Here is a 24,306-nt window from a genome sequence, read left to right as displayed (position 1 = left end):
GTGCATCAACAGTCGGCCTGAGGTCAGGGCAACTGGTCGTCGAGCTTCTTGTTCTTCCAGCCATCGTTGCCGGGCAGGATCAGGTTCAAGGCAATCGCCACCACGGCGCACAGGGCAATGCCTTTGAGGCCCCAGTCATCCGGGCCGTCGCCACTGCCGATCAGCACGCCACCGATACCGAACACCAGGGTCACCGAAACGATCACCAGGTTGCGCGCTTCGGCCAGGTCGATCTGGTGACGAATCAGCGTGTTCATCCCCACCGCCGCGATCGAGCCGAACAGCAGGCAGAGAATGCCGCCCATGACCGGGATCGGAATGCTCTGCAACAGCGCGCCGAACTTGCCGATGAAGGCCAGGGTAATGGCGAACACCGCTGCCCAGGTCATGATCTTCGGGTTGTAGTTCTTGGTCAGCATCACCGCGCCAGTGACTTCAGCGTAGGTAGTGTTGGGCGGCCCACCGAACAGGCCGGCTGCGGTGGTGGCCAGGCCATCACCGAGCAGGGTGCGGTGCAAGCCCGGCTTTTTCAGGTAGTCACGGCCGGTCACGCTGCCCACGGCAATCACCCCGCCGATGTGTTCGATGGCCGGCGCCAGCGCCACCGGCACGATGAACAGGATCGCCTGCCAGTTGAACGCAGGTGCCGTGAAGTTCGGCAATGCGAACCACGGCGCGTTGGCGATCTTGGCGGTATCGACCACACCAAAGAAGAACGACAGGGCAAAACCCACCAGCACGCCCGAGATGATCGGCACCAGGCGGAACATGCCTTTGCCGAACACCGCCACCAGCAAGGTGGTGAGCAGAGCGGGCATGGAGATCAGCATGGCGGTCTGGTAATGGATCAGCTCGCTGCCGTCACCGGCCTTGCCCATGGCCATGTTGGCCGCGATGGGCGCCATGGCCAGACCAATGGAAATGATCACCGGGCCGATGACCACCGGCGGCAGCAGGCGGTCGATGAAACCGGTGCCCTTGATCTTCACCATCAACCCCATGAAGGTGTAGACGAACCCTGCGGCCATGACACCGCCCATGGTCTCGGCCAGGCCGAACTGCCCCTTGGCGAGAATGATCGGGGTAATGAAGGCGAAACTGGAAGCCAGGAACACCGGCACCTGACGGCCCGTGACGATCTGGAACAGCAGCGTGCCCAGGCCTGCGGTGAACAAGGCGACGTTAGGGTCGAGACCGGTGATCAGTGGCATCAGCACCAGGGCGCCAAATGCCACGAAGAGCATCTGCGCGCCCGAAACGACCTGGCGCCAGAGCGGGTCGTTGAAGCCGTCCTGCATGATCAGGCGTCCTTCTGCTTGGTGCCGAAGATCTTGTCACCGGCATCGCCCAGGCCTGGAACGATGTAGGAGTCCTCGTTCAAGCCTTCATCGATCGAGGCGGTGAAAATGCGCACGTCCGGGTGTGCTTTCTCGACCACGGCGATGCCTTCCGGGGCGGCCACCAGCACCATGGCGCGGATGTCCCGGCAGCCAGCGCGCTTGAGCAGGTCGATGGTGGCAACCATGGAGTTGCCGGTGGCCAGCATCGGGTCGATGATCAGGGCCAGGCGCTGGTTGATTTCCGGCGCGAGCTTTTCCAGGTAGGTGTGGGCCTGAAGTGTTTCTTCGTTGCGCGCAACGCCGACGGCGCTGACCTTGGCACCCGGGATCAGGCTGAGGACGCCTTCGAGCATGCCGATACCGGCGCGCAGGATCGGCACCACGGTGATCTTCTTGCCAGCGATTTTCTCGACCGGCACCTTGCCGCACCAGCCGTCGATTTCGTAAGTTTCCAGGGCCAGGTCCTGGGTGGCTTCATAGGTCAGCAGCGCGCCGACTTCCTGGGCGAGTTCGCGAAAATTCTTGGTGCTGATGTCGGCGCGGCGCATGAGGCCGAGCTTATGACGGATCAGCGGATGGCGGATCTCACGAGTGGGCATAAAAAGAAGGCTCCGGAAGGCGGGCAAAAAAACCGCGCTAGATTAATCTATTCGCTTCGGCATGTCGTCCAGCTTTGTGGACGTTAGTGCATATTCGCTTGATCTGCGGCGAACGGATGCGTACCTTTGCCCGCTTTTCCATTTCCCAGCCCCCTGGAGCGCGCCATGCCCGCCGATCTCGAGCATATCCGTCAAGTCATGCACGAGGCAGACTGCCTGTACACCGAAGCGCAAGTGGAAGCTGCCATCGCCAAGGTGGGTGAGCACATTTCCCGCGAGCTGCATGACAAGAACCCGGTCGTGTTCTGCGTCATGAACGGCGGTCTGATCTTTGCCGGCAAGCTGCTGACCCACCTGCAGTTCCCGCTCGAGGCCTCGTACCTGCACGCCACGCGCTACCGCAACCAGACCAGCGGCGGCGAGCTGTTCTGGAAGGCCAAACCGGAGGTCTCGTTCATCGATCGCGATGTCCTGATCGTCGATGACATCCTCGACGAAGGCCACACGCTGAGTGCCATCATCGACTTCTGCACCCACGCCGGCGCCCGCGCCGTGCACACCGCCGTGCTGATCGACAAGGACCACGACCGCAAGGCCAGCCCTGATCTGAAAGCCAACTACGTTGGCCTGCCGTGCGTCGATCGCTACATCTTCGGCTACGGCATGGACTACAAAGGCTACTGGCGCAACGCCAATGGGATCTTTGCCGTCAAAGGCATGTGAGCTGGCGCCCTGGGCGCATGAGCGCATGAGGCCCAGGGCGGGGCCACCCTCTGGCCGGGCCGCACGCCGTGCGGCTGACGCGAGCCCATGAGGCCATTGCTGGAAGTGGCGTGCTAGAGTGCCTCCTCATGCCAAGGAGCCTCCCATGCGTGCACTCGTTCCTCTGCTGCTGGCCCTCAGCCTGCCGCTGTCCGCCGCACCGCTGCACAGCCAGTTCCTGCCCCCGGACGACCAGTCACTGCGCCAGCAGCCACCGACCTCACAGCAATTGCTGCAGGTCACCGATTACACGGTGGTGGTGGGGGCGCAGCGTCAATCGGATCAACAGCCGATCCCCATCACCTCGAGCCTGCAGATCACGCTCAAGGGCAAGCCGCTCAGCAAGGGGGCAAGCATTGGCCAGGTGTTGCTGACCTTCGACGCCGAGGGCGGCAAGAGCCTGAAAAAGCCGGTGTACGATGCCGCCGCGCACCGCCTCACCTTGACCTACCCGGTGAGCGACTATCGCGTGATCATGGACCTGCTGCGCAATGACACCCTTTACGTGCAGTTCCTCACCTATGAAAACGGCCATATCTGGGCTGACCTGCACACCGGCACGGTGCGTACGCGTTGAGGGCTGTCGGCCGCGAAGGGTACACTGCGGCCCTTTGAATTTTTCTGATCGTTGCAGCCGGAGCCTTTGATGCGTAAAGACAAGAAACAGGTAATTGGTGATGAAATCAGCGATGACTACATCAAGGCATTTCTTCAGTTCGAGCCTGCCGATGACGTGACGTCGCCGTCGCTGCACAAGCTGGTCAAAGCCTACCGCGGCCTGCGCGTGGATGACTTCGAGCGTTTCGTCGGGTTTTTCGTCGAAGCCGGTCTCGACCTGGACGGCAAGGACGCTGAGGGCAAGACCTTCATCGAGCAGATCGCCGACCAGCGTACGGCGCCCGAGTACATCGAGATCATCGAAAAAGCGCGCGGCTGAGGTTTTCAACGGCAATAAAAAAATGCCCCGAAGGGCGTTTTTTTTGTCGGGCGGATCAGGCGTAGTGCTGCGCCGGATGCGTGTCGACCATCTGCAGCGTGGCGTCGTTGTTGGCGCTGATCTGCTGATACAGCGCAGCGTCGGTGGCCAGTGTCTTTTCCCGAGCCGGGAAGATCGCCTGCAACTTGGCGGCCCAGGCACCGTGGGTTTGCTCGGGGAAGCAGCGTTCGATCAGTTCCAGCATGATCGACACGGTCACCGAAGCACCTGGGGATGCGCCCAGCAGGGCCGCGAGGCTGCCGTCCTGGGCGGCAACCAGTTCGGTGCCGAACTGCAGCACACCGCCTTTTTTCGGGTCTTTCTTGATGATCTGCACGCGCTGACCCGCCACTTCCAGGCGCCAGTCCTCGGCTTTGGCTTCGGGGTAGAAGCGGCGCAGCGATTCCAGGCGTTGCTCCATCGACTGCATCACTTCGCTGACCAGGTACTTGGTCAGGTCCATGTTGTCGCGCGCAACGGCGAGCATCGGGCCGATGTTGCCCATGCGCACCGAGAAGGGCAGGTCGGTGAACGAGCCGTGCTTGAGGAACTTGGTGGTGAAGCCGGCGTAGGGGCCGAACAGCAGTGAGGTCTTGCCGTCGACCACGCGGGTGTCGAGGTGTGGCACCGACATCGGCGGCGCGCCGACGGCGGCCTGGCTGTAGACCTTGGCCTGGTGCTGGCGCACGATTTCCTGATTGTCGCAGCGCAACCACTGGCCGCTGACCGGGAAACCGCCGTAGCCCTTGCTCTCCGGGATGCCCGAGGCCTGCAGCAGCGGCAGCGCCGCGCCGCCAGCGCCGAGAAACACGAAGCGGGCATCGAGGTCACGGCTGCTGCCGCTGTTGACGTCCTTGACGGTCACCGTCCAGCCGCTGCCGTTACGGCGCAGGCCGACGACTTTCTTGCTGTACTTGACCTGCGCATCCGAGGCATTGCCCAGGTGCTTGAGCAATTGATTGGTGAGGGCGCCGAAGTTGACGTCGGTGCCTTTCATCACGCGGGTCGCGGCAATGTGCTGGTCGGCCGGGCGGCCCGGCATCATCAGCGGCATCCACTGCTGCATCACGGCCTTGTCTTCGGTGTATTCCATCTCGGCGAAGGCATGGTGCTGCTTGAGCAGCTCGAAGCGCTTCTTGAGGAAGGCCACGCCTTTGTCACCTTCGACGTAGCTCAGGTGCGGGACCGGGTTGATGAAATCACGTGGCGCGCCGAGGCTGCCGTTGTTGATCAGGTACGACCAGAACTGGCGGGAGACCTCGAACTGGGTATTGATGTGCACGGCCTTCTTGATGTCGATGCTGCCATCGGCCGCTTGCGGGGTGTAGTTGAGTTCGCACAGGCCTGCGTGGCCGGTGCCTGCGTTGTTCCAGGGGTTGGAGCTTTCCGCAGCCCCCGAGTCCATTGCCTCGACCACCTCGAGCTTGAGGCTCGGGTCGAGTTCCTTGAGCAGTACGGCCAGGGTGGCACTCATGATGCCCGCGCCTACCAGTACTACATCAACCGCTTCGTTCTGCGCCATTAACGCGTCTCCACACTCTACAGCAACCTATTTGACAGCACGGCAGGATCGCCATGTCCGACGTTTCGCAGTTCGTGCAACGCTCGTGGACACCGCCAATAAGCCTTTACGTTCGTCTATTGAACGCTGTTTGCCCCACCTGCGGCAATTCGACTTATGGTCAAGGTGCCTCGCGTGCGCTATGCACCGGCCTCGACGTGCGCTTTCGATGAGCACGTTGGCCGCCTGTTCGGCGCTGTTCGAGACGCTTGTGTCGCATATACACATGCCAGACTGTTCATTGCTCGCCACACTCTTGTGAAGTAGTCTCATTTTTCACGCTCTTTTGGAGGCGTGAACCTCAAAAGTGGGCTGCGCGAACACAACCCGCAGATTCATGCACCAGCGCACGCCAGAAAAAACGCAGGCGACAGCGAGGGCAAGACCTGAGTGGAAGGCTCTCTGTGGGCGAGGCAGTGAAGGTGCCGGGGTCAAACGGCGGATGCGGGGGCCCGATCAGGAGACGTCCTTATAATCGGGGCCAGATTATAGCCAGGTCGCGGGCAGAAAAGGCGCCTGAACGAGGATTTTATTGCGACGTTTGTCAGGCCGGCAGACTGCTCGGCTGCCAGTTCCTTCCGCTTTTGCGACGAATCCTGGCGCTGTGCGGCAGCGGCTGCCCGAGCCAGGCCAGGCGGGCTTCCGTGACGTGTACCCACAGACCGCTTTCAGGCAGCGCCGAGCACTCCTTGAATGCCAGGCAGCGGCCCTGGCTGTCGAGGCGGGCGTAGGTCTGATGACGCGGGCGTTTGAACAGCAGGTTCCAGAGCGAGGCCATGGCAGCGATTCCCGAAGTGTCTGACATGGGGGCGAGCGTAGTCGTGGCCGGTTAAACCATTGTGACAACCGTGTCGGGCTGATGGCTGGTCGCCCGGGGCGTGGGTATACTGTGGGCCTTTGCGGCTTTTTCTGGAGAAATGCGCATGTTGCAACGTCTGTTGTTCGGTGTGATCGCGGTAGCCAGCCTCAGTCTGGTCGGATGTGCACATAGCCCGCAGCAACTCACCCCACAACCCAAGCTGAACGCGCAGTTGGCGCCGGTCGGGCACGGTCAGCCGGTCGTGGTCAGGGTGGTCGATGGCCGTCCATCGCCTTCACTGGGCACGCGTGGTGGCATGTATCCCGAAACCAGCACCATCAGCGTCAGCGGCAACGAGATCGTGCCCAAGCTGCAAGCTCAGGCTGAAGCTGCGGTGCGCCTGCTGGGCTTTACCCCTACGGCGAACGCTGGCAATGCGCCTCGGCTGACCGTGACCCTGGCCGAGCTCAAGTACCAGTCGCCCAAAGACAAGATGTACGTGACCGAAGCCACCATCGGCGCCACGTTCCGTGCTGATGTGGCCGGCAATGGCCGCAACTACAGCGGTCGCTACGGCGCCTCGCTGGATCAGCGCTTCGGCATGGCGCCGAACCAGGAAACCAACACCAAGCTGGTCAGCGATGTGCTCAGCGACGCGCTCACTCGCCTGTTCAAGGACCAGGCCATCGGCCAGGTCCTTAGCCAGTAAGGGCCGGACAGGCACAAAAAAGCCCGCGCAGTTGCGTAATGCTATTCAGTTGAGCCGAATCAACATGACTTGGGGCCGCTCTGCGGCCCATCGCGGCTAGAAGCCGCTCCAACAGGCTATGCGTAACCTGTTGGAGCGGCTTCAGCCGCGATGGGCTACCAGGCAGTCCTAACCAATTCAAATTCGCTTGACTGAAACAGCATTACGCGCAGTCGCGGGCTTTTTCATGCCTGCGATTCAGGCAGCCTGCACGTGCAGGTCCAGCATGCTGATGCCGGTGAACAGGTCGACATCCGGCAAGTCCTGATGGGCATGGCCACCGAGCGCGCAGTACACCAGCCAGTGGCGATCCTGGACGTTGATGGCGAAACCGTCGATCAGCGCTTGTTGTTCATCACTCTGGGCAACCAGGTACAGACGATCCTGGTTCTGGGCATGCAGCATGATCACACTCCGTTGCGAGAAAGGCCGACAGGGTGGCCTTTCTTGATGACGAGTGTGTGACAAGGGGATTTATCCCCCCGGCCCCTGACGACCGGGGCAGGCCAGTGAGGATCAGCGGTTGAGCTCGGCTGCGCGCTTGACCTGATACTGGTTACGCACCGGCGTGGCGTACTGCAACACCAGATAAGGCTGCTGCTCCACCGGGCAGGCGTCCAGGCGCCGTTGCCACTCGGCCTGGGCCTTGGCCAGCTCAGCGGCCGGGAACACCGCTTCGGCGCCCGGCACCTGCAGCGCGGCATCCTTGTCAGCCCACATGGCGTAGGCCAGGTAATGCACCGGGAACAGTCGATAGCCGCCGAGAATCTGCTGGTCGATGGCCTGGGCCAATTGTTTGGTGTCGTCGTGATAGGTGGTGAGCGGCGGAGCGAAGTGAATGTGCACCCGGCCCTTGTAGCCGGTAATGCCGAGCGCGATGCTGTTGTCGTCCTCGCCCGGCATCTTGCTGTAGGTGCCACTGGTCGCACGGATGTACAGCTCGCGGGCCTTGGCCTGGTCGCAGGGGTCGTACTCGTAGCTGATCGATACCGGAATCAGGTTCAGGCTCTGGATCACGGCGCCGAAGGGCTCATCCTTGCGGCTCATGTGGAACATCTTGAGGATCGCCGAGTCGGTGCGGTCATCACCGTCCTTGGCTCGGCCCTCGGCCTGGGCGATCCAGATCGAGGCGCCATCGTGGCGGATCGAGTGGTTGATGTAGGCCGACAGCAGCTGGAACGCGGCGAGCTTTTCCCGACGCCCGGTGAGTGAGCGGTGAACGATGAAGCTCTTGTTCAGGCGCATCATGTCGCTGACGAACGGCTTTTGCAGCAGGTTGTCGCCGATGGCGATGCGTGGGGTCGGCAGGCCGGCGTGGTAGACGGCGTAATTGACGAAGGCCGGGTCCATGACGATGTCACGGTGGTTGGCCAGGAACAGATACGGAGTGCCGGACTTGAGTTGCTCGACGCCGGTGTAGGTCACGCCGTCGGTGGCCTGATCGATGGTGCGGTCGACGTAGTGTTCGACCTTGTCTTGCAGGGTCGATACGCACGTGACGCCGGCGAACTGCTGGCGCAGGCGGCGGGCGATCAGGGGTTTGAGCAGCCAGCCGAAGGCACCGGCAGCGCGGGGGAATCGGTAGCGGGTCAGAAGGTCCAGAAATGCCGGGTCGCTGAGCAGGCGCGCCAGAACGGCAGGGACTTCAGCGTCGTCATAGGGTCGGATGGCATCGAATTCGCCCATCATGCTCTCTTGTTGGAAACGGCTAAGGTAGTAAAGGCAGGGCTGGGCCCGAGAAACGGCTCGGCCGCCCGCAGGCCCTGCAGACAGACCGCCGATTATACGCACAAGTCCATGGGGAGACCGCGATGCTGGAAGAGGATGCGTACGATTGTCCGTACTGTGGTGAGCGTGTGCAGACCCTGGTCGACCTGTCGGCCGGCGATCAGGCGTACACCGAAGACTGCCAGGTGTGCTGCCAGCCGGTGGTGTTCGTGTTGCAGGTCGAGGGCGCCGAATGGTGGCTGGAAGTGCGACGCGAGGATGACGCCTGATGCGGCGCATCTACGAGCCGGAAAACCTCATGGAAGCGCAGATGCTGATCGGCATGCTGGCCAGTGAGGGTATCGAGGTGTTTCTCACCGGGCGTGATCTGGTCGGCGCCACTGGCGAGCTGCCGATGCACGGTTTGCTTGGCCTGGCCGTGGTGGATGAGCAGGCCGGTTACGCACGGCAACTGATCGATGCGTACAATGCCGCCCAGCCAGTCGCTGGCGACGAGCCGGAAAGCTACCCCGGCACACTCATCTGCTAGGTCTCTGTTTTCGTCATGTCCGGACGCTACGCCTTGTTTCGCTGGTCCCCTTCGTTCGCCGCGCTGCCGGGCTTTCCCGCCGACCAGCAGGCGCAATGGAACATTTCTCCGGGTGCTTCAGTGCTCATGCAGCGGCGTCTCGACGGGGAACTGTCGCTGGCCCGCGCGCGTTGGGGCCTGACGCCGCCCTGGCTGACCGACATGACCCGCACCCCGGCCCATGCCCGCGCCGAAACCCTGGCCGAGCAGCCCATGTTTCGCGAGCCGTTTCGCCTGCGCCGCTGCCTGATGCCGGCCAATGGTTTCTACGAGTGGCGCGGCACCGTGCGCAAGCGCCCGTACTGGCTGACTGCAGGGGACGGCGCCACGCTGTACATGGCCGCCATCTGGGAGGCTTACCCGGTGCAGGAGCAGGTCTGGCTCAGTTGCGCAGTGGTCACTCAGGCGGCGATGAACCAGCGTCGACCGCTGTTGCTCGATGCCGCAGGCCAGGCCGCCTGGCTCGACCTCGACACCCCTGCCGCACGTTTACACGAGCTGCTCGCGCAACCGTCTGCTGCCCTTCGGGAACGCGCCCTGGCCAATCTGGTCAATGATCCGACGCTGGATGCGCCCGAGTGCCTTACGCCTGCGTGAACCGTATCGACAAAAACCCGCCAGAGACCCTAGCAGCGCGTCAGCATCTGCGCCTAGGATACGCGGCATGTAAAAAGGAGCCTTTCCATGCGTAAAGTTTTTCTCGTCAGCCTGCTCAGTGCCGGCGTTGTGCTGGGCGGCTGTCAGGCGGTCAACACCACCAGCGGCGACTCGGTCGGCGTACAGCGCAAGCAGTACATGTTCAGCATGCTGTCGACCGATGAAGTCAACCAGATGTACGCCCAGTCGTACCAGAAGACCCTCAGCGAAGCCTCCAGCCAAGGCGTGCTGGACAAGAGCAGCACTGATGCGCGCCGCGTCCAGGCCATCGCCGACCGGCTCATCGCCCAGGCGCCGAAGCTGCGTGCCGATGCGGCGCAGTGGAAGTGGGAAGTCAACGTCATCAAGAGTGACGAGCTCAATGCCAACTGCGGTCCAGGCGGCAAGATCATCGTGTTCACTGGGCTGATCGACAAGCTCAAGCTGACGGACGACGAACTCGCGGCGGTCATGGGCCATGAAATCGCGCACGCTCTGCGCGAGCATGGCCGCGAAGCGATGTCCAAGGCCTATGGAGTGCAGATGGCGCGCAATGGCGCCGGTGCTCTGCTGGGTCTGGGTGAGGGGGGGCTGGCGTTGGCCGATACCGTGGTCAACTACTCCCTGACCCTGCCCAACAGCCGTGCCAACGAGAACGAGGCTGACCTGATCGGTCTGGAGCTGTCGGCCCGTGCCGGTTACAACCCGAACGCGGCAATCACCTTGTGGAACAAGATGAGCAAGGCTTCCGAAGGGTCGCCGCCTGAGTTCATGAGCACTCACCCGGCTTCCGATAGCCGCATCGCTTCGCTCGAAGCGGCCATTCCGAAGGTCATGCCGCTGTATCTGGCCTCGAAGAAGTAACGCTTCGCCCCGGCCGTGAAGTGTGTCCATCGCCCCAGCGGTTCTGCCGCTGGGGCGATGCTCGTTGAGCGGGAGCGTTCCAGGTTCGAGCGCTGCGCACGCCTGTGAACGATCAGGCCCGCTGCCTCTCGGACCGACACGCACGGCATGGCGGCCCGATCCGCTCAGCCGATCCAGCCACTGGCCTTCATCGCCGAATACACCGCGACGATCGCCAGTACCACGAACGCGGTGGCGGCGAGTCGGCGGATCAGGGTCAGGGGCAGTTTGTCGGCGGCGAAATTGCCCGCCAGCACCACCGGCACGTTGGCGATCAGCATGCCCAGCGTGGTGCCGATGATGACCATGATCAGGTCAGGGTACTGGGCGGCCAGCATCACCGTGGCAACCTGGGTCTTGTCGCCGATCTCTGCCAGGAAAAAGGCGATCAGCGTGGTCAGGAAAGGCCCGAAGCGCCGCGCCTTGCTGGTCTCGTCGTCGTCCATCTTGTCTGGCACCAGTGTCCACAGGGCCGTGGCTGTGAAGCTGGCGGCGAGGATCCAGTGCAGCACCGATTCGCTGAAGAAACTGCCTACCCATGCACCCACTGCGCCAGCAGCCGCATGGTTGGCCAGGGTCGCGGCGACGATGCCGGCGATGATGGGCCAGGGCTTGCGGAAGCGGGCAGCGAGAATGAGGGCGAGCAGTTGCGTCTTGTCGCCGATTTCGGCGAGCGCCACGATGGCGGTGGGGACCAGCAATGATTCCAGCATCAGGGTTCCTACGGGGGCGGGTCGACACGGCTATGACACGTACGACCTTCCCGCCCCGGGTAAGGTGTGCGTGTCATAGGTCTTGTCAAACCCTGGACCCGTCTGCGCGGGTCGTAGGTCGTACGCGCCATGGTCGGAGGACCAAGTATGTTGACGCGTACCGGGCGAGCGCTGGGCTCGCGGGAGACTACTCCCCTAGGACGGAGCGGATTCTGCCTTCGCCGAACGGATTCGGCAAGCGCTGTTTTTCAGGCGCGATGGGCCTGGTAAATGCGAAAACCCGCCTCTTCCACGCGGATAGAACAGTTGCCCAGGGCCGCTTCGATCAGGGGTTTGTAACGCAGGAAGGTGTTCGCCACCAAGCGCATTTCGCCGCCTTTTCGCAGATGTTCGCCTGATTTTTCCATCAATTTTTCCGAGGCGCGGTAATCGGTGTGAACCCCGGTGTGGAACGGCGGGTTGCTCAGGATCAGGTCGAGTTCAAGGGGCGCATGGTCGATCCCGTCGCCGCTGATGACATCCGCTTGCAAGCCATTGGCTGCCAGGGTCAGACGGCTGCTGGCCACGGCAAACGCATCGACATCGAGCAGTGTCAGCTGGCTGGCAGGGTAGCGGCGCTTGACGATCGCGCCCAGCACCCCGGCACCACAGCCAAAATCCAGCACCTGGCCGCTGGGCAGGTCGTCGAGGTGCTGGAGCAGCAGGGCCGTGCCGCGGTCCAGCCGGCCATGGCTGAACACACCGGGCAGGCTCACCACCTGCAACGGGCCGTCAGCCAGTGGCAGCTCGAAGCGCTCTGCCAGGTCTTCCAGCACAGGCGCGGCAGGCGGGTTTTCCACGGTGACCTGCCAGAGCTGGCAGTGCCGAGCGCTGTCGAGCTTGCGCGGGGCGCCGAACCCTTTGAGGATTTTCGCGCCGCCCTCGATGCCGCCGCGTTTTTCGCCGACCAAGTACAGCTCGCGGCCGGCCAGACGCGAGGCAAGGGCGTTGAGCAGGTAGTGGGCCAGCTCGCGTGACTTGGGCATGAACACCACCGCCGCCTCGAACGCCACCTCGGGCACGTCGGTGCCGTAGTGGCTGCGCCCGGCGAAGCGGCTGTCGAGCAGCGCCTGATCGCCGGCGTGCCAGGTCCAGCCAGCGGCGTTGGGCAACTGGCCGAGCAGGTCATCGGGGGCGAGGCCGGCGATCAGCAGCGGGCCTTGAAACAGCTCTGCCTGGCGGAGCAACACTTCACTGCGCGGGTCCATGGACGACGCCTCCTGAAAAAGGGGCGAAGTGTAACAGAGCCACCAGCAATGCCTCAGCCGACGACCCGGCACGGCTGCCCGGCGAAGAATGCCAGGGCGTTGTCCGCCAGTTGCCCGACGATGCGCTGACGGGCCTCCACCGCGCCCCAGGCCGAGTGGGGCGTGACGATCAGCCGTGGAATATCGCTGGCCAGCAGCGGGTTGCCGTTTGCCGGTGGCTCGACGCTGAGCACGTCGGTGGCGGCACCGCCCAAGTGGCCACTGCGCAGGGCATCGGCCAGCGCCTGCTCGTCGATCAGCCCGCCACGGGCGGTGTTGAGCACCAGCGCACCTGGCTTGAGCAGGGCCAGTTCGGCCGCGCCGATCATATGATGAGTGTGCTCGTTGAGCGGGCAGTGCAGGGTCAACGCGTCGACCTGCGGCAGCAGCTCGGCCAGTGGCAGGCGGTCGTCACGGGCCGGGCGCCCCGGAATCTGCCCGCTGAGCACGCGCATGCCGAAGGCTTCGGCCAACCGCGCCACCGCGCCGCCCAGCTCGCCATGGCCGAGCAGGCCGAGGGTCTTGCCCTGCAGTTCGACGATGGGGAAGTCCAGCAGGCAGAACTGCCGGGCGCTGGCCCAGCGGCCTTCGCTGACCGCGCGCTGGTAATCGCACAGACGTGTGGCCAGCGCCAGCAGCAGGGCCAGGGTGTGCTGCGCCACTGATGGCGTACCGTAGCCCTGGCAGTTGCACACCGTCACGCCGTGCGCGTGGGCGGCCTGCAGGTCGACGTTATTGGTGCCGGTGGCCGCTACCAGGACCAGCTTGAGCTGCGGATTGGCTGCGAAGGTGTCGGCGTTGATCACGACCTTGTTGGTGATCACCGCCACGGCGCCGGCAAGGCGCTGCGCCACCTCGGCCGGTGCGGTGGCATCGTGCAGGTGCAGTTCGTCGAACGCGCTGTGCAGCGGCGCCAGATCGAGGTCGCCCAGATCGAGAGAGGCGTGGTCGAGGAATACGGCGCGATGCAGGCTGGACATGAAGGCTCCGGTAGTGGAAGTCGTCAGGAAGGAAATCGATTGGCTTACTGCGCAGTCAGACCACTGAGGGCGGTGATTTGCAGCGCCTTGGCTGACCAGTCTGCGGTGATTGCAGTCGAGTACTCAACACCCTGGGTTCGCCTGGTTGTCGGCACAGACCGCTACACCCCCAGATGCCCCTCGCCACGTCGAGCGATGGAGTCGGGCCAGGGCCTCATGGGCTGCAGAGAAGCCGAAGCCGGATCGCCCTGTTATCTACAAGGTGGAGTGAAGTGCAACCGCTCGTCACTGCACGATCGCGCCAGTACGTCTCTGTCGACACGGTCAAATGGCCCTTGGACTGATGTGACCCGGCCTGCTGCGGTCTACAGTCAAGTGCCCGAACGCCCCAATCCGTCCGTACGTCACGAAAGGGATCCCCATGCTACAGACGCGCATCCTTGCGCCCACCGAGGGCGCCTACGCCTACCCCCTGCTGATCAAGCGCTTGCTGCTTTCGGGCACGCGCTATGAAAAGACCCGGGAAATCGTCTACCGCGACCAGTTGCGCCTGACCTACCCGCAGCTCAACGAGCGCATCGCGCGGTTGGCCAACGTGTTGACCGAGGCCGGCGTGAGGGCCGGGGACACCGTGGCGGTGATGGACTGGGACAGCCACCGCTACCTGGAATGCATGTTCGCCATCCCGATGATCGGCGCGGTGGTGCACACCATCAACGTGCGGCTTTCCCCTGAGCAGATGCTCTACACCATGAACCACGCCGAGGACCGGCTGGTGCTGGTCAACGGCGAGTTCGCCGGGTTGTACCAGGCCATCGCCGGGCAACTGACCACGGTCGACAAGACCGTACTGCTGACCGACGGCGCCGAGCACAGCGCTGAACTGCCGGGCCTGGTCGGGGAATACGAGCAGCTGCTGGCCGCCGCCAGCCCGCACTACGATTTCCCGGACTTCGACGAGCACTCGGTGGCCACCACCTTCTACACCACCGGCACGACCGGCAACCCCAAGGGTGTGTACTTCACCCACCGCCAGCTGGTGCTGCACACCCTGGCAGAAGCGGCGGTGCTGGGTGGGTTGGACAGCGTGCGGCTGATGAGCAGCGATGACGTGTATATGCCCATCACGCCGATGTTCCACGTGCACGCCTGGGGCATTCCCTACGTGGCCACGCTGATGGGGCTCAAGCAGGTCTACCCTGGCCGCTACGAGCCGCAGATGCTGCTCAGGCTCTGGCGCGAGGAGCAGGTCACGTTCTCTCACTGCGTGCCGACCATCCTGCAGATGCTGCTGAACTGTCCGTCAGCCCATGGCGAAGACTTCAACGGCTGGAAGATCATCATCGGCGGCAGCGCGCTGAATCGCGCCTTGTACGACGCTGCCCTGGCGCGAGGCATCCAGCTCACCGCTGCCTATGGTCTGTCGGAAACCTGCCCACTGATTTCCTGTGCGCACCTCAACGCCGAGCTGCGCGCCGGCAGCACCGAGCAGCACGTGACCTATCGGCTCAAGGCCGGCGTGCCGGTGCCGCTGGTGGAGGCGGCCATCGTCGATGAGCACGGCCAGTTCCTTCCGGCTGACGGCCACACCCAGGGCGAACTGGTGCTGCGCGCGCCGTGGCTGACCCAGGGCTACCTGCACGAGCCGGAGCAGAGTGCCCAGCTGTGGCGCGGCGGTTGGCTGCACACCGGAGATGTGGCGACCCTCGATGGCATGGGCTTCATCGATATTCGCGACCGCATCAAGGACGTGATCAAGACCGGCGGTGAGTGGCTGTCTTCGCTGGCGCTGGAAGACTTGATCAGCCGCCACCCGGCCGTGCGCGAAGTGGCGGTGGTGGGGGTGGCCGATCCGCAGTGGGGCGAGCGGCCCTTCGCGCTGCTGGTGGCCCATCCAGGCCAGGACCTCGACGCTCACTCGCTCAAGCAGCACCTCGAACCGTTCGTCGCGCAGGGCCACATCAACAAGTGGGCGATTCCCAGCCAGATCGCCCTGGTCACGGAGATTCCCAAGACCAGCGTGGGCAAGCTCGACAAGAAACGCATCCGCCTGGAAATCGCCCAGTGGCAAGCCAGCAACAGCCCGTTCTTGTCGACCGTGTGAACCGGGTCTTGACGGGGCATAATGGCGCACCGCCCATGGCCCAGCAGATGGCACCTTGCTATCGCTGAACATTGAGCCATTCTTCATCTCGTCTCTGCTCCCGCTGCGCCTGACGTCGCGGGAGCAGGGCAGGGGGCACACATCACACGTTCGAGGGATCTGCGCCGCTGTCCAAGCTGGCTATAGTCCTGGCAGAGGATGTTCAGCGACGGAGGGAGCACAGGTGCGCAACGCCTGTTCCGTGACTGACCGCACTCGTTGCCATAACAAGAAACGACATGGAGTAGGGTCGATGAAATCTGCCAATACACTGTGGCGCCGGGCCAAGCTGCCCTTGGCTGCCAGCCTCGCGTCCACCCTTGCCGGGCCCGCGTTTGGCGTCAGTTTCAACATCGGCGAGATCGAAGCTCAGTTCGATTCTTCGCTGTCGATCGGTGCCAGCTGGTCCACCGCCAGCCGCAATCGCAACCTGATCGGCGTCAACAACGGCGGCAAGGGCCTGTCGCAGACCTCCGATGACGGCCACCTGAACTTCAAGCGCGGTGAGACCTTTTCGAAGATCTTCAAAGGCATCCACGACCTGGAGCTGAAATACGGCGATACCGGTGTGTTCGTGCGCGGCAAGTACTGGTACGACTTCGAGCTCAAGGATGAAGGCCGTGAGTTCAAGGACATCAGCGATTCCAACCGCAAGGAAGGCGCCAAATCGTCGGGCGCCGAACTGCTCGATGCCTTCGTCTATCACAACTATTCGATTGCCGATCAGCCCGGCTCGGTGCGATTCGGCAAGCAGGTGGTGAGCTGGGGCGAAAGTACCTTCATCGGTAATGGCATCAATGCCATCAACCCGATCGATGTCTCCGCCTTCCGTCGCCCCGGCGCGGAGATCAAGGAGGGGCTGATACCGGTCAACATGTTCTACGTGTCGCAAAGCCTGACCGACAATCTGTCGGCCGAGGCCTTCTACCAGCTGGAATGGGACCAGACGGTGGTCGACAACTGCGGGACCTTCTTCTCCCAGCCCGACATCATCGCTGACGGCTGTGGCAACAACCTGCGCGTGCTCAACAGCAGCCGTACATTGCCGGCCGCCGCCCAGGGCTTCCTGGCCAGCCAGGGAGTGAACGCCAACGCAGAGGGTGTGCTGGTGCGCCGTGGCGCGGACCGCGATGCGCGTGACAGCGGCCAGTTCGGCGTGGCCATGCGCTACATGTTCGAGCCGCTGGACACCGAATTCGGTGCCTACTTCATGAATTACCACAGTCGCGCGCCGATCTTCAGCGCCACCGGCGCACCGGTTTCGGCCTTCCGAGGGGTGGCTGGCCTGCCCGCAGCACTGCGTCCGCTGGCGCCGTTGGTCATTGCCGGGAACTCGCAATACTTCGTCGAATACCCCGAAGACATCCGCTTGTACGGCTTGAGCTTCTCCACCACCTTGCCCACCGGCACGGCCTGGAGTGGCGAGCTGAGCTACCGGCCCAATGCCCCGGTGCAGCTCAATACCACCGACATTCTCTATTCCGGCGTACGCCCACTGGGCGGTGCGCTGAGCAACGCCTCTCTGCTCAACGGCGTGCCCGGCCAGGACCTGCACGGGTACCGGCGCAAGGAAGTGACCCAGCTGCAGACCACGCTGACGCATTTCTTCGACCAGGTGATGGGCGCCAGCCGCATGACCTTGGTGGGCGAGGTGGGCGTGACCCATGTCGGCGGGCTGGAAAACCCGTATGAAACGCGCTACGGCCGCGACCCGGTGTTCGGCCCGGGCCCGCTGCCCGCCACGGGTGGGCAGAACACCTGCCTGGCGCTCAACGCCAGCACCATCAACGGCGCCGGGCCCGGCAGTTCCACTGCCAACCTCAGCCGCAAGTGCGAAAACGACGGCTACACCACCAGCACGTCCTGGGGCTACCGGACCCGGGTGATCTGGGACTATCCGGATGTGTTCGCCGGGGTCAACCTCAAGCCCAGCGTGGCCTGGTCCCATGACGTTTCCGGTTACTCGCCAGGCCCTGGCGGCAACTTCGAGGAAGGTCGCAAGGCGGTCAGCCTGGGGGTCGATGCGGAGTACCAGAACACCTACACCGCCAACCTCTCGTACACCAACTTCTTCGACGGCAAGTACAGCACCGTGGATGACCGCGACTTCGTCGCCCTCAGCTTCGGCGTGAATTTCTAAGGCCTGCATGAAAAGTCTCGAGACGACGCTCAGGCAAGGCGAAGACCGGTAGGAAAGCGCAGCGTACAGGTGTACCTGAGCGTTTCGACGGGGCCGGCCTACCGGCCGGTTTTCAACCCGGCACGAGCGAGTCGCAAGGTTTTTCGTACAGCGCCAAGGCCTCTTGATCAGGACGATAACGCTATGAAGACCTCCTCACGTGTGCTCACCGCCAGTTTCCTCGGGTTGTCCCTGCTCAGCAGCAGCGTCATGGCGGCGGTGTCCGCCGAGCAGGCGGCCAAGCTGGGGACCACCCTGACGCCCATGGGCGCCGAAAAGGCCGGCAATGCCGACGGCTCGATCGGCCCCTGGGAGCCGCTGTCGAAAACCGCTGGCAGCGTCGACGGCAAGGGCTTTCTGTCTGACCCGTACGGCAGCGAGCAGCCGCTGTTCACCATCACCGCGCAGAACGTCGAGCAGTACAAGGCCAAGCTCTCGCCCGGCCAGTTGGCGATGTTCAAGAGCTACCCCGACACCTACCGCCTGCCGGTGTACAAGACCCACCGCAGCGCCACGGTGCCCGATGCGGTGTTCGCCGCGATCAAGCAGAACGCCACCCAGACCACCCTGGTGCAAGGCGGCAACGGCCTGAACAACTTCCGCACGGCCATTCCGTTCCCGCTGCCGCAGTCAGGCCTTGAGGTGATCTGGAACCATATCACCCGTTACCGTGGCGGCAGCGTCACGCGGCTGGTCATCCAGGCCACGCCGCAGCAGAACGGCTCCTACAGCCCGGTTTCGTTCCAGGATCAGTTCGTCTTCAGCGACCGGATGAAGGATTACGACCCGGCCAAGCCCGAGAACATGCTGTTCTACTTCAAGCAGAAAGTGACCGCCCCGGCGCGCCTGGCCGGTACCGTGTTGCTGGTGCACGAGACCCTCGATCAGGTGAAGGACCCGCGCAAGGCATGGATCTACAACGCCGGGCAGCGCCGTGTGCGCCAGGCGCCGCAGGTCGCGTACGACGGGCCAGGCACTGCCGCCGACGGCCTGCGCACCTCGGACAACCTGGACATGTTCAACGGCGCGCCCGACCGCTATGACTGGAAGCTGGAAGGCAAGCAGGAGATGTACATCGCGTCCAACGCGTTCAAGCTCGATTCGCCAAGCCTCAAGTACGACCAGATCATCAAGGCCGGGCACATCAATCAGGACCTCGCCCGTTACGAGCTGCGCCGTGTGTGGCATGTGGTCGCCACCCTCAAGCCCGGCCAGCGGCACATCTATGCCAAGCGTGACGTCTACATCGACGAAGACACCTGGCAGGCCGCGGTGATCGACCAGTACGATGGCCGTAACCAGTTGTGGCGAGTGTCGGAGGCCCATGCGCAGTCGTATTACAACGTTCAGGTGCCGTGGTACACGCTGGAGGCGATCTATGACCTGCAATCCAAGCGCTACCTGGCCCTGGGCATGAAGAACGAAGAAAAGCGCGCCTATGATTTCGGCTTCACGGCCAGCAAAAGCGACTTCCAGCCAGCGGCGCTGCGCCAGGAGGGGGTGCGCTGAGTCGGGGGTAGGCGCAGCCGGTCGCGGACCGTAGCGCGGGCCAGATCCTTCGCCTGGCTGGCCTGAGGAAAGGGTGGCCGATACAATGCTGGCTTTGCGCTATCGTCTGGCCGCGCGGCAGATTTTTTCAGGTTTTGTCCGTCATGGCCGATACAGCAGCCGGCGGCTCTGCGTTCGCGCGCGCCATGTGTCCAACTTCCCAACTACAACAGGGCGTGTTGATGCTGCAGTACGGGCAAAAAAGCTTTCTGATCGTCGACGACTTCACCGACTTCCGCACCTCGACCCGTTCCATGCTGCGCGAGCTGGGCGCCACCGAGGTCGATACCGCCGACAGCGGTGAACAGGCGTTGCGGATGTGCGCGCAGAAGCGCTACGACTTCATCCTCCATGACTTCCACCTCGGCGACGGCAAGAAGAACGGCCAGCAGGTGCTCGAGGACATGATCCTCGATCGGCTGATCAGCCATGAAAGTGTGTTCGTCATGGTCACGGCCGAGAGCAGCCAGTCGATTGTGCTGTGCGCGCTCGAACACGAGCCGGACGCCTACATCACCAAGCCGTTCAACCGTGTGGGCCTGGCCCAGCGTCTGGAAAAGCTGGTGCAGCGCAAGACCCTGCTCAAGCCCATCCTGCAGGCACTGGACCGCAACCGTCCGGCCGAAGTGCTGGCGGCCTGCGCCGAGATCTGCAAGCAGGACCCGCGTTTCGCGCCACTGTGCCTGCGCTTTCGCGCCGATGCCCTGCGTGACCTGAACCGTTTCGACGAGCTGGAAAAGTACCTCACGGCGATCCTCTCCAGCCGTCCGCAGCCGTGGGTGTACGCCGCGCTCGGCAAACTGCTGCACAAGCGCGGTCGCAATGCCCAGGCGCAGGGGGTATTCGAGCAGGCGATCAAGGCCTTCCCGATCATGCCCAACCTGTACGACGGCATGGTCGATGTACTGATTGCCCAAGGCGACAACCGCCGCGCGCAGGGCTTGCTCGAAGAGGCGGTGCGGCTGTCGCCGCTGTCGGTCAAGCGTCAGGCGACCCTGGGCAGGCTGGCCCATGAGAACGAAGATTTCGACACCGCCGCCAAGGCGTTCCGCCAAGCGGTGAACCAGGGCCAGAGCTCGCGCTACAAGGACCCGGAAAGCAACCTCGGCCTGGCCCAGGCCTTGATGAGCCGAAGCGCGGGTGGCCTGGATGCGCGCACCCGTGTCGAGATCAACAACGCCCTGGGCGAAGTGGCCAAGGACTACCCCGAAGACCAGGGTATGCAAGTGCGAGCGCGGATGATGAAGGCCGCCAGCCTGGTGCAGGCCGGCGACGCCGAATCGGCCGCCAAGCTCACCGAACAGGCCGTGCAGCGCCTGGGCAAGATGAACCAGTTCTTCTCGGTCGAATCGGCCTTGACGGTGGCCACGCAGATGAAGGCCATGAGCCAGGGCGTAGCGGCGAAGGCCGTGCTCAAGGCGTGCGTGGAGTCTTACGGCGATGATCCGAAGGTCATGGAGAGCGTCGGCAAGCTCACCGAAGACCCTGACGTGCTGAACGCCGTGGCCGATGCCGTGGACCTCAACCGTCAAGGCGTCAAGGCCTACCAGGCCGGGCATCTGGAGCTGGCCCTGAGCATGTTCCGCCGCGCCCTGGCGCAGCAGGGCAAGAACATCAGCATCGCGCTGAATACCGCCCAGGCGCTGCTGCGCGTGGCCGGCGACAAACTGACCCCGGCGGTCATCGAGGAGTGCCGCGCCTGCCTGAGCAGCGTGTCCGGCATTCCGCCCGGCGACAGCCGTTATGACCGTTACCGCAAGCTGCATATCCGAGTGTTCGGCGCATGAATGAGACAGACCAGGGGCTGGATTTTTCCACGGTGATCGCCTCCACCGTGCATGACATGAAGAACTCGCTTTCGGCGCTGATCCAGGCTCATCACCAGTGGCTGGAGCGCATTCCCCAAGCGCTGCGCGAAGGCAGCGAGCCGGGGGTCGTCGAGCACGAGCTGAGCCACCTCAACGGCATGCTGGTGCAGTTGCTCGGCTTGTACAAACTGGGCGTGAACCAGTTGCCGATCTGCCCCGATTACCACGAGATCGACGACTTCCTCGAAGCGCAGCTGGCGGTTCACGAAGATGTCATCAAGCATCGCGGTATCGTCGCCACCTGCCGCCTGGACACGATGGCGCCGCTGGCCTTCTTCGACCGCGAGCTGGTGGCTTCGGTGGTGTCCAACATGCTCACCAATGCCATCCGCCATGCCGACAAGGCCCTGCTGCTGAGCATCGAGGAAGCGGGCACCGAGCTGGTGATCTGCATCAACGACGACGGCCCGGGTTACCCCGAGCGGCTGATCGAGCAGCAACTGGACTATGTGCCAGGCATCGATCAGAGCAGCGGCAGCACGGGCCTGGGCTTGTACTTTGCTTCGCGCATTGCCGCGCTGCATGAGCAGGGCGGGGTGCGTGGGCGCATCGAGATCGCCAATGGCGGGGAGTTGGGGGGCGGGTTGTTCAAGTTGTATTTGCCGTAGCCGCTAAGTGTTCGCTTCGGCCAGCAACTCGGTCAGAGGCCGTCATAGAACCTTTTGATACATGTTCAGGGTGTCTGCCGATGAGGTGATACAGATACGCGTGTTAACCTACTTGCCAAAAAAACCTAGTAGGTTAATTTACCCCATGGAGAAACGTGTACCTCACTGCAGGCTTCAGCGCGTTCAAGCATTGATACAAGCCGGGAGTGTCCGAACAACCAGGTCCGCGCTCACTGGCGCGGTGGAACTGGGACTGGATTTGTCAGGCATGCTTGCAATCATCACGGCACTGACGCCCAACGATTTCTTCAAAAGCATGACTACCCACGCGGATCACACGATCTGGCAGGACGTGTATCGACCGCGTACCCCGGTTGGGGATGTGTATCTGAAACTGACGGTCATTGATGATGTGCTGATCGTATCCTTCAAGGAGCTCTGAACATGAAATGTCCTGTGTGCGGCGCTGCGCAATTGATCCACGATACCCGTGACCTGCCCTACACCTACAAGGGTGAAACCACCAAAATCTGTGATGTGACAGGAGCGTTCTGCCCATCATGCGGTGAGTCGATTCTCGACTTGCCGGAGTCCGAGCGGGTCATGAAGGAGATGAACGCTTTTTCCAGGCAGGTGAACACGGCAATGGTTGATCCGGCTTTCATTGCCACAGTCCGCAAAAAGCTCTTGTTGGATCAGCGCGAAGCGGCCGAGTTGTTCGGCGGGGGCGTGAACGCTTTTTCGCGTTATGAGAACGGCAAGACCAAACCCCCACTGGCGCTCGTGCAACTGCTGAAAGTGCTGGATCGCCATCCAGAATTGCTGAGTGAGGTCCGAGGACGCTGATTCACTGCCTGGTTTCAAGTGGCGGCGCCCGCTCCGCAACGCATCCGTAGAGCCAGGCATCTGGACAGTGTGTCTGAGCTGCCTGGGAATTTTCCTCCCCCGACACACTCCAACCCCGGTACAGATCGCTCAACGATCGCTGCACTTTTCATCCTGCCTCAGGAGCTTGCCCATGTTCACCCTGCGTCCTTTGATCGTCCTCGCCACCGCCGCTGCGCTGATGTCCGGTTGCGCCAGCCAGAATCCTTACGAGAACCAGGGGCAAGGCTCCGCTGGCATGAGCAAGACCGTGAAATACGGCGGGCTTGGTGCACTGGCCGGTGCCGTGGCCGGCGCCGCCATCGACCATAATCACCGCGGCAAGGGCGCGGCAATCGGTGCTGCAGCCATCGGCGCTGCCGCTGCCGGCTATGGCTACTATGCCGATCGCCAGGAAAAAGCGCTGCGTGAAAGCATGGCCAACACCGGCGTCGAAGTGCAGCGTGATGGCGATCAGATCAAGCTGATCATGCCGGGCAACATCACCTTTGCCACCGACTCGGCCAGCATCGCGCCAAGCTTCTATTCGCCGCTGAACAACCTGGCGAGCTCCTTCAAGCAGTTCAACCAGAACACCATCGAAGTGGTCGGTTTCACCGACAGCACCGGCGCCCGCCAGCACAACATGGACCTGTCGCAGCGCCGCGCGCAGTCGGTGGGCACCTATCTGACCTCCCAAGGTGTGGACGCCTCGCGCGTGACCGTACGTGGCCTGGGCCCGGACCAGCCGGTGGCGAGCAACGCCGACGCCAATGGTCGCGCGCAGAACCGCCGCGTAGAGGTCAACCTCAAGCCGATTCCTGGCCAGCAGTATCAACAACAAGGTCAGCAACAGGGTACGGTGCAGCAATACCCTTGAGCCTGTGAAAGCGTGACACGGCGGGGCAGTTCGGGTAACCGGCTGCCCCGCCGTGCGTTTCAGCTCACCTGACTGGCCTGAATGGCCGTCAGAGCGATGGTGTGCACGATGTCATCGACCTGCGCGCCGCGTGGCAGGTCGTTCACCGGCTTGCGCAGGCCTTGCAGCATCGGCCCCAGGCTGACGCCATCGGCGCTGCGCTGCACGGCCTTGTGCGTGGTGTTGCCGGTGTTCAGGTCGGGGAAAACGAACACCGTGGCGCGGCCAGCGACCTGGCTGTCGGGTGCCAGTTGCCGGGCAACGACGGGGTTGGCCGCGGCGTCGTACTGCAGTGGCCCGTCGATCAGCAGGCCAGGCACGGCCTCCTGGGCCAGGCGCGTGGCCTCGCGCACCTTGCCGACTTCCTCGTCGCTGGCCGAGTCGCTCGAATAGCTGATCATCGCCACGCGCGGCGCGATGCCGAAGGAGGCGGCCGAGGCTGCGCTCTGCCGGGCGATTTCGGCCAGTTCCTCGGCACTGGGGTGCGGGTTCATCACGCAGTCGCCATAGATCAGCACCTGATCGGGGAACAGCATGAAAAAGACCGACGACACCAGGCTGCACCCCGGGGCGGTCTT

At 63.3% G+C, this 24,306-nt stretch carries 26 protein-coding genes and 1 riboswitch; of the genes, 16 read left to right on the top strand and 10 right to left on the bottom strand.

What is annotated here, in order from left to right:
* Positions 1–23: 23 nt before the first annotated feature.
* Together RT028_RS00705 and upp are read right to left on the bottom strand one after the other, a co-directional pair.
* On the bottom strand, positions 24–1,298 hold the full coding sequence (locus RT028_RS00705; RefSeq protein WP_312931293.1) for a uracil-xanthine permease family protein: 1,275 nt from the start codon (positions 1,296–1,298) through the stop codon (positions 24–26).
* 2 nt (positions 1,299–1,300) lie between these two features.
* Positions 1,301–1,939, bottom strand: a complete 639-nt coding sequence (upp, locus tag RT028_RS00700) for a uracil phosphoribosyltransferase (protein WP_312931291.1) — start codon at positions 1,937–1,939, stop codon at positions 1,301–1,303.
* A 165-nt stretch (positions 1,940–2,104) separates the two neighbouring features.
* Here upp and RT028_RS00695 point away from each other — a divergent pair, with 165 nt between their 5' ends.
* The 3 genes from RT028_RS00695 to RT028_RS00685 all read left to right on the top strand — a co-directional run bounded on the left by RT028_RS00695 (position 2,105) and on the right by RT028_RS00685 (position 3,638).
* The gene (locus RT028_RS00695; RefSeq protein WP_312931289.1) at positions 2,105–2,662 is read left to right on the top strand and encodes a hypoxanthine-guanine phosphoribosyltransferase; all 558 of its coding nucleotides are present in this window, start codon (positions 2,105–2,107) and stop codon (positions 2,660–2,662) included.
* A 145-nt stretch (positions 2,663–2,807) separates the two neighbouring features.
* Positions 2,808–3,278, top strand: a complete 471-nt coding sequence (locus RT028_RS00690) for a hypothetical protein (protein ID WP_312931287.1) — start codon at positions 2,808–2,810, stop codon at positions 3,276–3,278.
* A gap of 69 nt (positions 3,279–3,347) precedes the next feature.
* A complete protein-coding gene (locus tag RT028_RS00685) occupies positions 3,348–3,638 on the top strand; it encodes a PA4642 family protein (RefSeq protein ID WP_312931285.1) in 291 nt (96 codons plus the stop codon).
* Positions 3,639–3,693: 55 nt separating this feature from the next.
* Here the strand turns inward: RT028_RS00685 and mqo are convergent, their stop codons facing one another.
* Both mqo and RT028_RS00675 read right to left on the bottom strand, forming a co-directional pair.
* On the bottom strand, positions 3,694–5,199 hold the full coding sequence (gene mqo, locus RT028_RS00680; RefSeq protein ID WP_312931283.1) for a malate dehydrogenase (quinone): 1,506 nt from the start codon (positions 5,197–5,199) through the stop codon (positions 3,694–3,696).
* Between the two features lie 583 nt (positions 5,200–5,782).
* Positions 5,783–6,016, bottom strand: a complete 234-nt coding sequence (locus RT028_RS00675) for a hypothetical protein (RefSeq protein WP_312931280.1) — start codon at positions 6,014–6,016, stop codon at positions 5,783–5,785.
* 145 nt (positions 6,017–6,161) lie between these two features.
* Here RT028_RS00675 and RT028_RS00670 point away from each other — a divergent pair, with 145 nt between their 5' ends.
* The gene (locus RT028_RS00670; RefSeq protein ID WP_312931278.1) at positions 6,162–6,746 is read left to right on the top strand and encodes a YajG family lipoprotein; all 585 of its coding nucleotides are present in this window, start codon (positions 6,162–6,164) and stop codon (positions 6,744–6,746) included.
* 237 nt (positions 6,747–6,983) lie between these two features.
* Here the strand turns inward: RT028_RS00670 and RT028_RS00665 are convergent, their stop codons facing one another.
* Both RT028_RS00665 and RT028_RS00660 read right to left on the bottom strand, forming a co-directional pair.
* Positions 6,984–7,190, bottom strand: coding sequence for a hypothetical protein (locus tag RT028_RS00665; protein ID WP_312931276.1), 207 nt, complete (start codon positions 7,188–7,190; stop codon positions 6,984–6,986).
* Between the two features lie 111 nt (positions 7,191–7,301).
* A complete protein-coding gene (locus tag RT028_RS00660) occupies positions 7,302–8,471 on the bottom strand; it encodes a 1-acyl-sn-glycerol-3-phosphate acyltransferase (RefSeq protein WP_312931274.1) in 1,170 nt (389 codons plus the stop codon).
* Positions 8,472–8,596: 125 nt separating this feature from the next.
* Here RT028_RS00660 and RT028_RS00655 point away from each other — a divergent pair, with 125 nt between their 5' ends.
* From RT028_RS00655 to RT028_RS00640, 4 genes are all read left to right on the top strand, one after another.
* Complete coding sequence (locus tag RT028_RS00655) at positions 8,597–8,782, top strand: CPXCG motif-containing cysteine-rich protein (RefSeq protein ID WP_312931272.1); 186 nt, start codon at positions 8,597–8,599, stop codon at positions 8,780–8,782.
* Positions 8,782–9,042, top strand: coding sequence for a putative signal transducing protein (locus RT028_RS00650; protein WP_312931270.1), 261 nt, complete (start codon positions 8,782–8,784; stop codon positions 9,040–9,042). The genes RT028_RS00655 and RT028_RS00650 overlap by 1 nt, the downstream gene beginning before the upstream one ends.
* Before the next feature lie 15 nt (positions 9,043–9,057).
* Positions 9,058–9,678 (top strand): SOS response-associated peptidase, encoded by a 621-nt coding sequence (locus RT028_RS00645; protein WP_312931268.1) that lies wholly within the window; start codon positions 9,058–9,060, stop codon positions 9,676–9,678.
* Between the two features lie 87 nt (positions 9,679–9,765).
* The gene (locus tag RT028_RS00640; protein ID WP_312931266.1) at positions 9,766–10,581 is read left to right on the top strand and encodes a M48 family metallopeptidase; all 816 of its coding nucleotides are present in this window, start codon (positions 9,766–9,768) and stop codon (positions 10,579–10,581) included.
* Between the two features lie 164 nt (positions 10,582–10,745).
* On the opposite strand, the gene RT028_RS00635 is transcribed toward RT028_RS00640, so the two are convergent.
* The 3 genes from RT028_RS00635 to RT028_RS00625 form a co-directional block, all read right to left on the bottom strand.
* Complete coding sequence (locus RT028_RS00635) at positions 10,746–11,330, bottom strand: TMEM165/GDT1 family protein (RefSeq protein ID WP_312931393.1); 585 nt, start codon at positions 11,328–11,330, stop codon at positions 10,746–10,748.
* Between the two features lie 46 nt (positions 11,331–11,376).
* A riboswitch (yybP-ykoY riboswitch) is annotated at positions 11,377–11,541 on the bottom strand.
* Between the two features lie 40 nt (positions 11,542–11,581).
* Positions 11,582–12,580 (bottom strand): class I SAM-dependent methyltransferase, encoded by a 999-nt coding sequence (locus RT028_RS00630; RefSeq protein WP_312931264.1) that lies wholly within the window; start codon positions 12,578–12,580, stop codon positions 11,582–11,584.
* A gap of 53 nt (positions 12,581–12,633) precedes the next feature.
* Positions 12,634–13,599 carry a 2-hydroxyacid dehydrogenase gene (locus RT028_RS00625; RefSeq protein ID WP_312931261.1) on the bottom strand — a complete coding sequence of 322 codons (966 nt, stop codon included), beginning with the start codon at positions 13,597–13,599 and terminating at the stop codon, positions 12,634–12,636.
* A gap of 421 nt (positions 13,600–14,020) precedes the next feature.
* On the opposite strand from RT028_RS00625, the gene RT028_RS00620 reads away from it, so the two are divergent.
* From RT028_RS00620 to RT028_RS00585, 8 genes are all read left to right on the top strand, one after another.
* Positions 14,021–15,703 (top strand): fatty acid--CoA ligase, encoded by a 1,683-nt coding sequence (locus tag RT028_RS00620; RefSeq protein ID WP_312931257.1) that lies wholly within the window; start codon positions 14,021–14,023, stop codon positions 15,701–15,703.
* Positions 15,704–15,995: 292 nt separating this feature from the next.
* Entirely contained in the window at positions 15,996–17,882 is a 1,887-nt protein-coding gene (locus tag RT028_RS00615) for a DUF1302 domain-containing protein (RefSeq protein WP_312931255.1), read from the top strand.
* 183 nt (positions 17,883–18,065) lie between these two features.
* The gene (locus tag RT028_RS00610; protein WP_312931252.1) at positions 18,066–19,430 is read left to right on the top strand and encodes a DUF1329 domain-containing protein; all 1,365 of its coding nucleotides are present in this window, start codon (positions 18,066–18,068) and stop codon (positions 19,428–19,430) included.
* A gap of 221 nt (positions 19,431–19,651) precedes the next feature.
* Positions 19,652–21,256, top strand: coding sequence for a response regulator (locus tag RT028_RS00605; RefSeq protein ID WP_312931391.1), 1,605 nt, complete (start codon positions 19,652–19,654; stop codon positions 21,254–21,256).
* Complete coding sequence (locus RT028_RS00600; protein ID WP_312931250.1) at positions 21,253–21,945, top strand: HAMP domain-containing sensor histidine kinase; 693 nt, start codon at positions 21,253–21,255, stop codon at positions 21,943–21,945. The genes RT028_RS00605 and RT028_RS00600 overlap by 4 nt, the downstream gene beginning before the upstream one ends.
* A gap of 145 nt (positions 21,946–22,090) precedes the next feature.
* Entirely contained in the window at positions 22,091–22,387 is a 297-nt protein-coding gene (locus RT028_RS00595) for a type II toxin-antitoxin system MqsR family toxin (protein WP_312931247.1), read from the top strand.
* Positions 22,388–22,389: 2 nt separating this feature from the next.
* A complete protein-coding gene (locus RT028_RS00590; RefSeq protein WP_312931244.1) occupies positions 22,390–22,791 on the top strand; it encodes a type II toxin-antitoxin system MqsA family antitoxin in 402 nt (133 codons plus the stop codon).
* A 172-nt stretch (positions 22,792–22,963) separates the two neighbouring features.
* Positions 22,964–23,689 (top strand): OmpA family protein, encoded by a 726-nt coding sequence (locus tag RT028_RS00585; RefSeq protein WP_312931241.1) that lies wholly within the window; start codon positions 22,964–22,966, stop codon positions 23,687–23,689.
* A 59-nt stretch (positions 23,690–23,748) separates the two neighbouring features.
* Here the strand turns inward: RT028_RS00585 and RT028_RS00580 are convergent.
* A partial coding sequence (locus tag RT028_RS00580) for a phosphate acyltransferase (RefSeq protein ID WP_312931239.1) occupies positions 23,749–24,306 on the bottom strand: 558 nt, incomplete at its 5' end.

It is taken from the genome of Pseudomonas sp., assembly GCF_032058845.1.
Taxonomy (GTDB): Bacteria; Pseudomonadota; Gammaproteobacteria; order Pseudomonadales; family Pseudomonadaceae; genus Aquipseudomonas.
This window is presented reverse-complemented; position numbering and strand designations above follow the sequence as displayed.

What these genes read in the sequence shown, in the direction of transcription:
- RT028_RS00685 (WP_312931285.1), top strand. Translation starts at nt 3,348, where the DNA reads ATGCGTAAAGACAAGAAACAGGTAATTGGTGATGAAATCAGCGATGAC.
- RT028_RS00655 (WP_312931272.1), top strand. Translation starts at nt 8,597, where the DNA reads ATGCTGGAAGAGGATGCGTACGATTGTCCGTACTGTGGTGAGCGTGTG.
- RT028_RS00640 (WP_312931266.1), top strand. Translation starts at nt 9,766, where the DNA reads ATGCGTAAAGTTTTTCTCGTCAGCCTGCTCAGTGCCGGCGTTGTGCTG.
- RT028_RS00650 (WP_312931270.1), top strand. Translation starts at nt 8,782, where the DNA reads ATGCGGCGCATCTACGAGCCGGAAAACCTCATGGAAGCGCAGATGCTG.
- RT028_RS00665 (WP_312931276.1), bottom strand. Translation starts at nt 7,190, where the DNA reads ATGCTGCATGCCCAGAACCAGGATCGTCTGTACCTGGTTGCCCAGAGT.
- RT028_RS00690 (WP_312931287.1), top strand. Translation starts at nt 2,808, where the DNA reads ATGCGTGCACTCGTTCCTCTGCTGCTGGCCCTCAGCCTGCCGCTGTCC.
- RT028_RS00595 (WP_312931247.1), top strand. Translation starts at nt 22,091, where the DNA reads ATGGAGAAACGTGTACCTCACTGCAGGCTTCAGCGCGTTCAAGCATTG.
- RT028_RS00605 (WP_312931391.1), top strand. Translation starts at nt 19,652, where the DNA reads ATGCTGCAGTACGGGCAAAAAAGCTTTCTGATCGTCGACGACTTCACC.
- mqo (WP_312931283.1), bottom strand. Translation starts at nt 5,199, where the DNA reads ATGGCGCAGAACGAAGCGGTTGATGTAGTACTGGTAGGCGCGGGCATC.
- RT028_RS00645 (WP_312931268.1), top strand. Translation starts at nt 9,058, where the DNA reads ATGTCCGGACGCTACGCCTTGTTTCGCTGGTCCCCTTCGTTCGCCGCG.
- RT028_RS00600 (WP_312931250.1), top strand. Translation starts at nt 21,253, where the DNA reads ATGAATGAGACAGACCAGGGGCTGGATTTTTCCACGGTGATCGCCTCC.
- RT028_RS00695 (WP_312931289.1), top strand. Translation starts at nt 2,105, where the DNA reads ATGCCCGCCGATCTCGAGCATATCCGTCAAGTCATGCACGAGGCAGAC.
- RT028_RS00675 (WP_312931280.1), bottom strand. Translation starts at nt 6,016, where the DNA reads ATGGCCTCGCTCTGGAACCTGCTGTTCAAACGCCCGCGTCATCAGACC.
- RT028_RS00610 (WP_312931252.1), top strand. Translation starts at nt 18,066, where the DNA reads ATGAAGACCTCCTCACGTGTGCTCACCGCCAGTTTCCTCGGGTTGTCC.
- upp (WP_312931291.1), bottom strand. Translation starts at nt 1,939, where the DNA reads ATGCCCACTCGTGAGATCCGCCATCCGCTGATCCGTCATAAGCTCGGC.
- RT028_RS00630 (WP_312931264.1), bottom strand. Translation starts at nt 12,580, where the DNA reads ATGGACCCGCGCAGTGAAGTGTTGCTCCGCCAGGCAGAGCTGTTTCAA.
- RT028_RS00615 (WP_312931255.1), top strand. Translation starts at nt 15,996, where the DNA reads ATGAAATCTGCCAATACACTGTGGCGCCGGGCCAAGCTGCCCTTGGCT.
- RT028_RS00705 (WP_312931293.1), bottom strand. Translation starts at nt 1,298, where the DNA reads ATGCAGGACGGCTTCAACGACCCGCTCTGGCGCCAGGTCGTTTCGGGC.
- RT028_RS00660 (WP_312931274.1), bottom strand. Translation starts at nt 8,471, where the DNA reads ATGGGCGAATTCGATGCCATCCGACCCTATGACGACGCTGAAGTCCCT.
- RT028_RS00620 (WP_312931257.1), top strand. Translation starts at nt 14,021, where the DNA reads ATGCTACAGACGCGCATCCTTGCGCCCACCGAGGGCGCCTACGCCTAC.
- RT028_RS00625 (WP_312931261.1), bottom strand. Translation starts at nt 13,599, where the DNA reads ATGTCCAGCCTGCATCGCGCCGTATTCCTCGACCACGCCTCTCTCGAT.
- RT028_RS00670 (WP_312931278.1), top strand. Translation starts at nt 6,162, where the DNA reads ATGTTGCAACGTCTGTTGTTCGGTGTGATCGCGGTAGCCAGCCTCAGT.
- RT028_RS00585 (WP_312931241.1), top strand. Translation starts at nt 22,964, where the DNA reads ATGTTCACCCTGCGTCCTTTGATCGTCCTCGCCACCGCCGCTGCGCTG.
- RT028_RS00590 (WP_312931244.1), top strand. Translation starts at nt 22,390, where the DNA reads ATGAAATGTCCTGTGTGCGGCGCTGCGCAATTGATCCACGATACCCGT.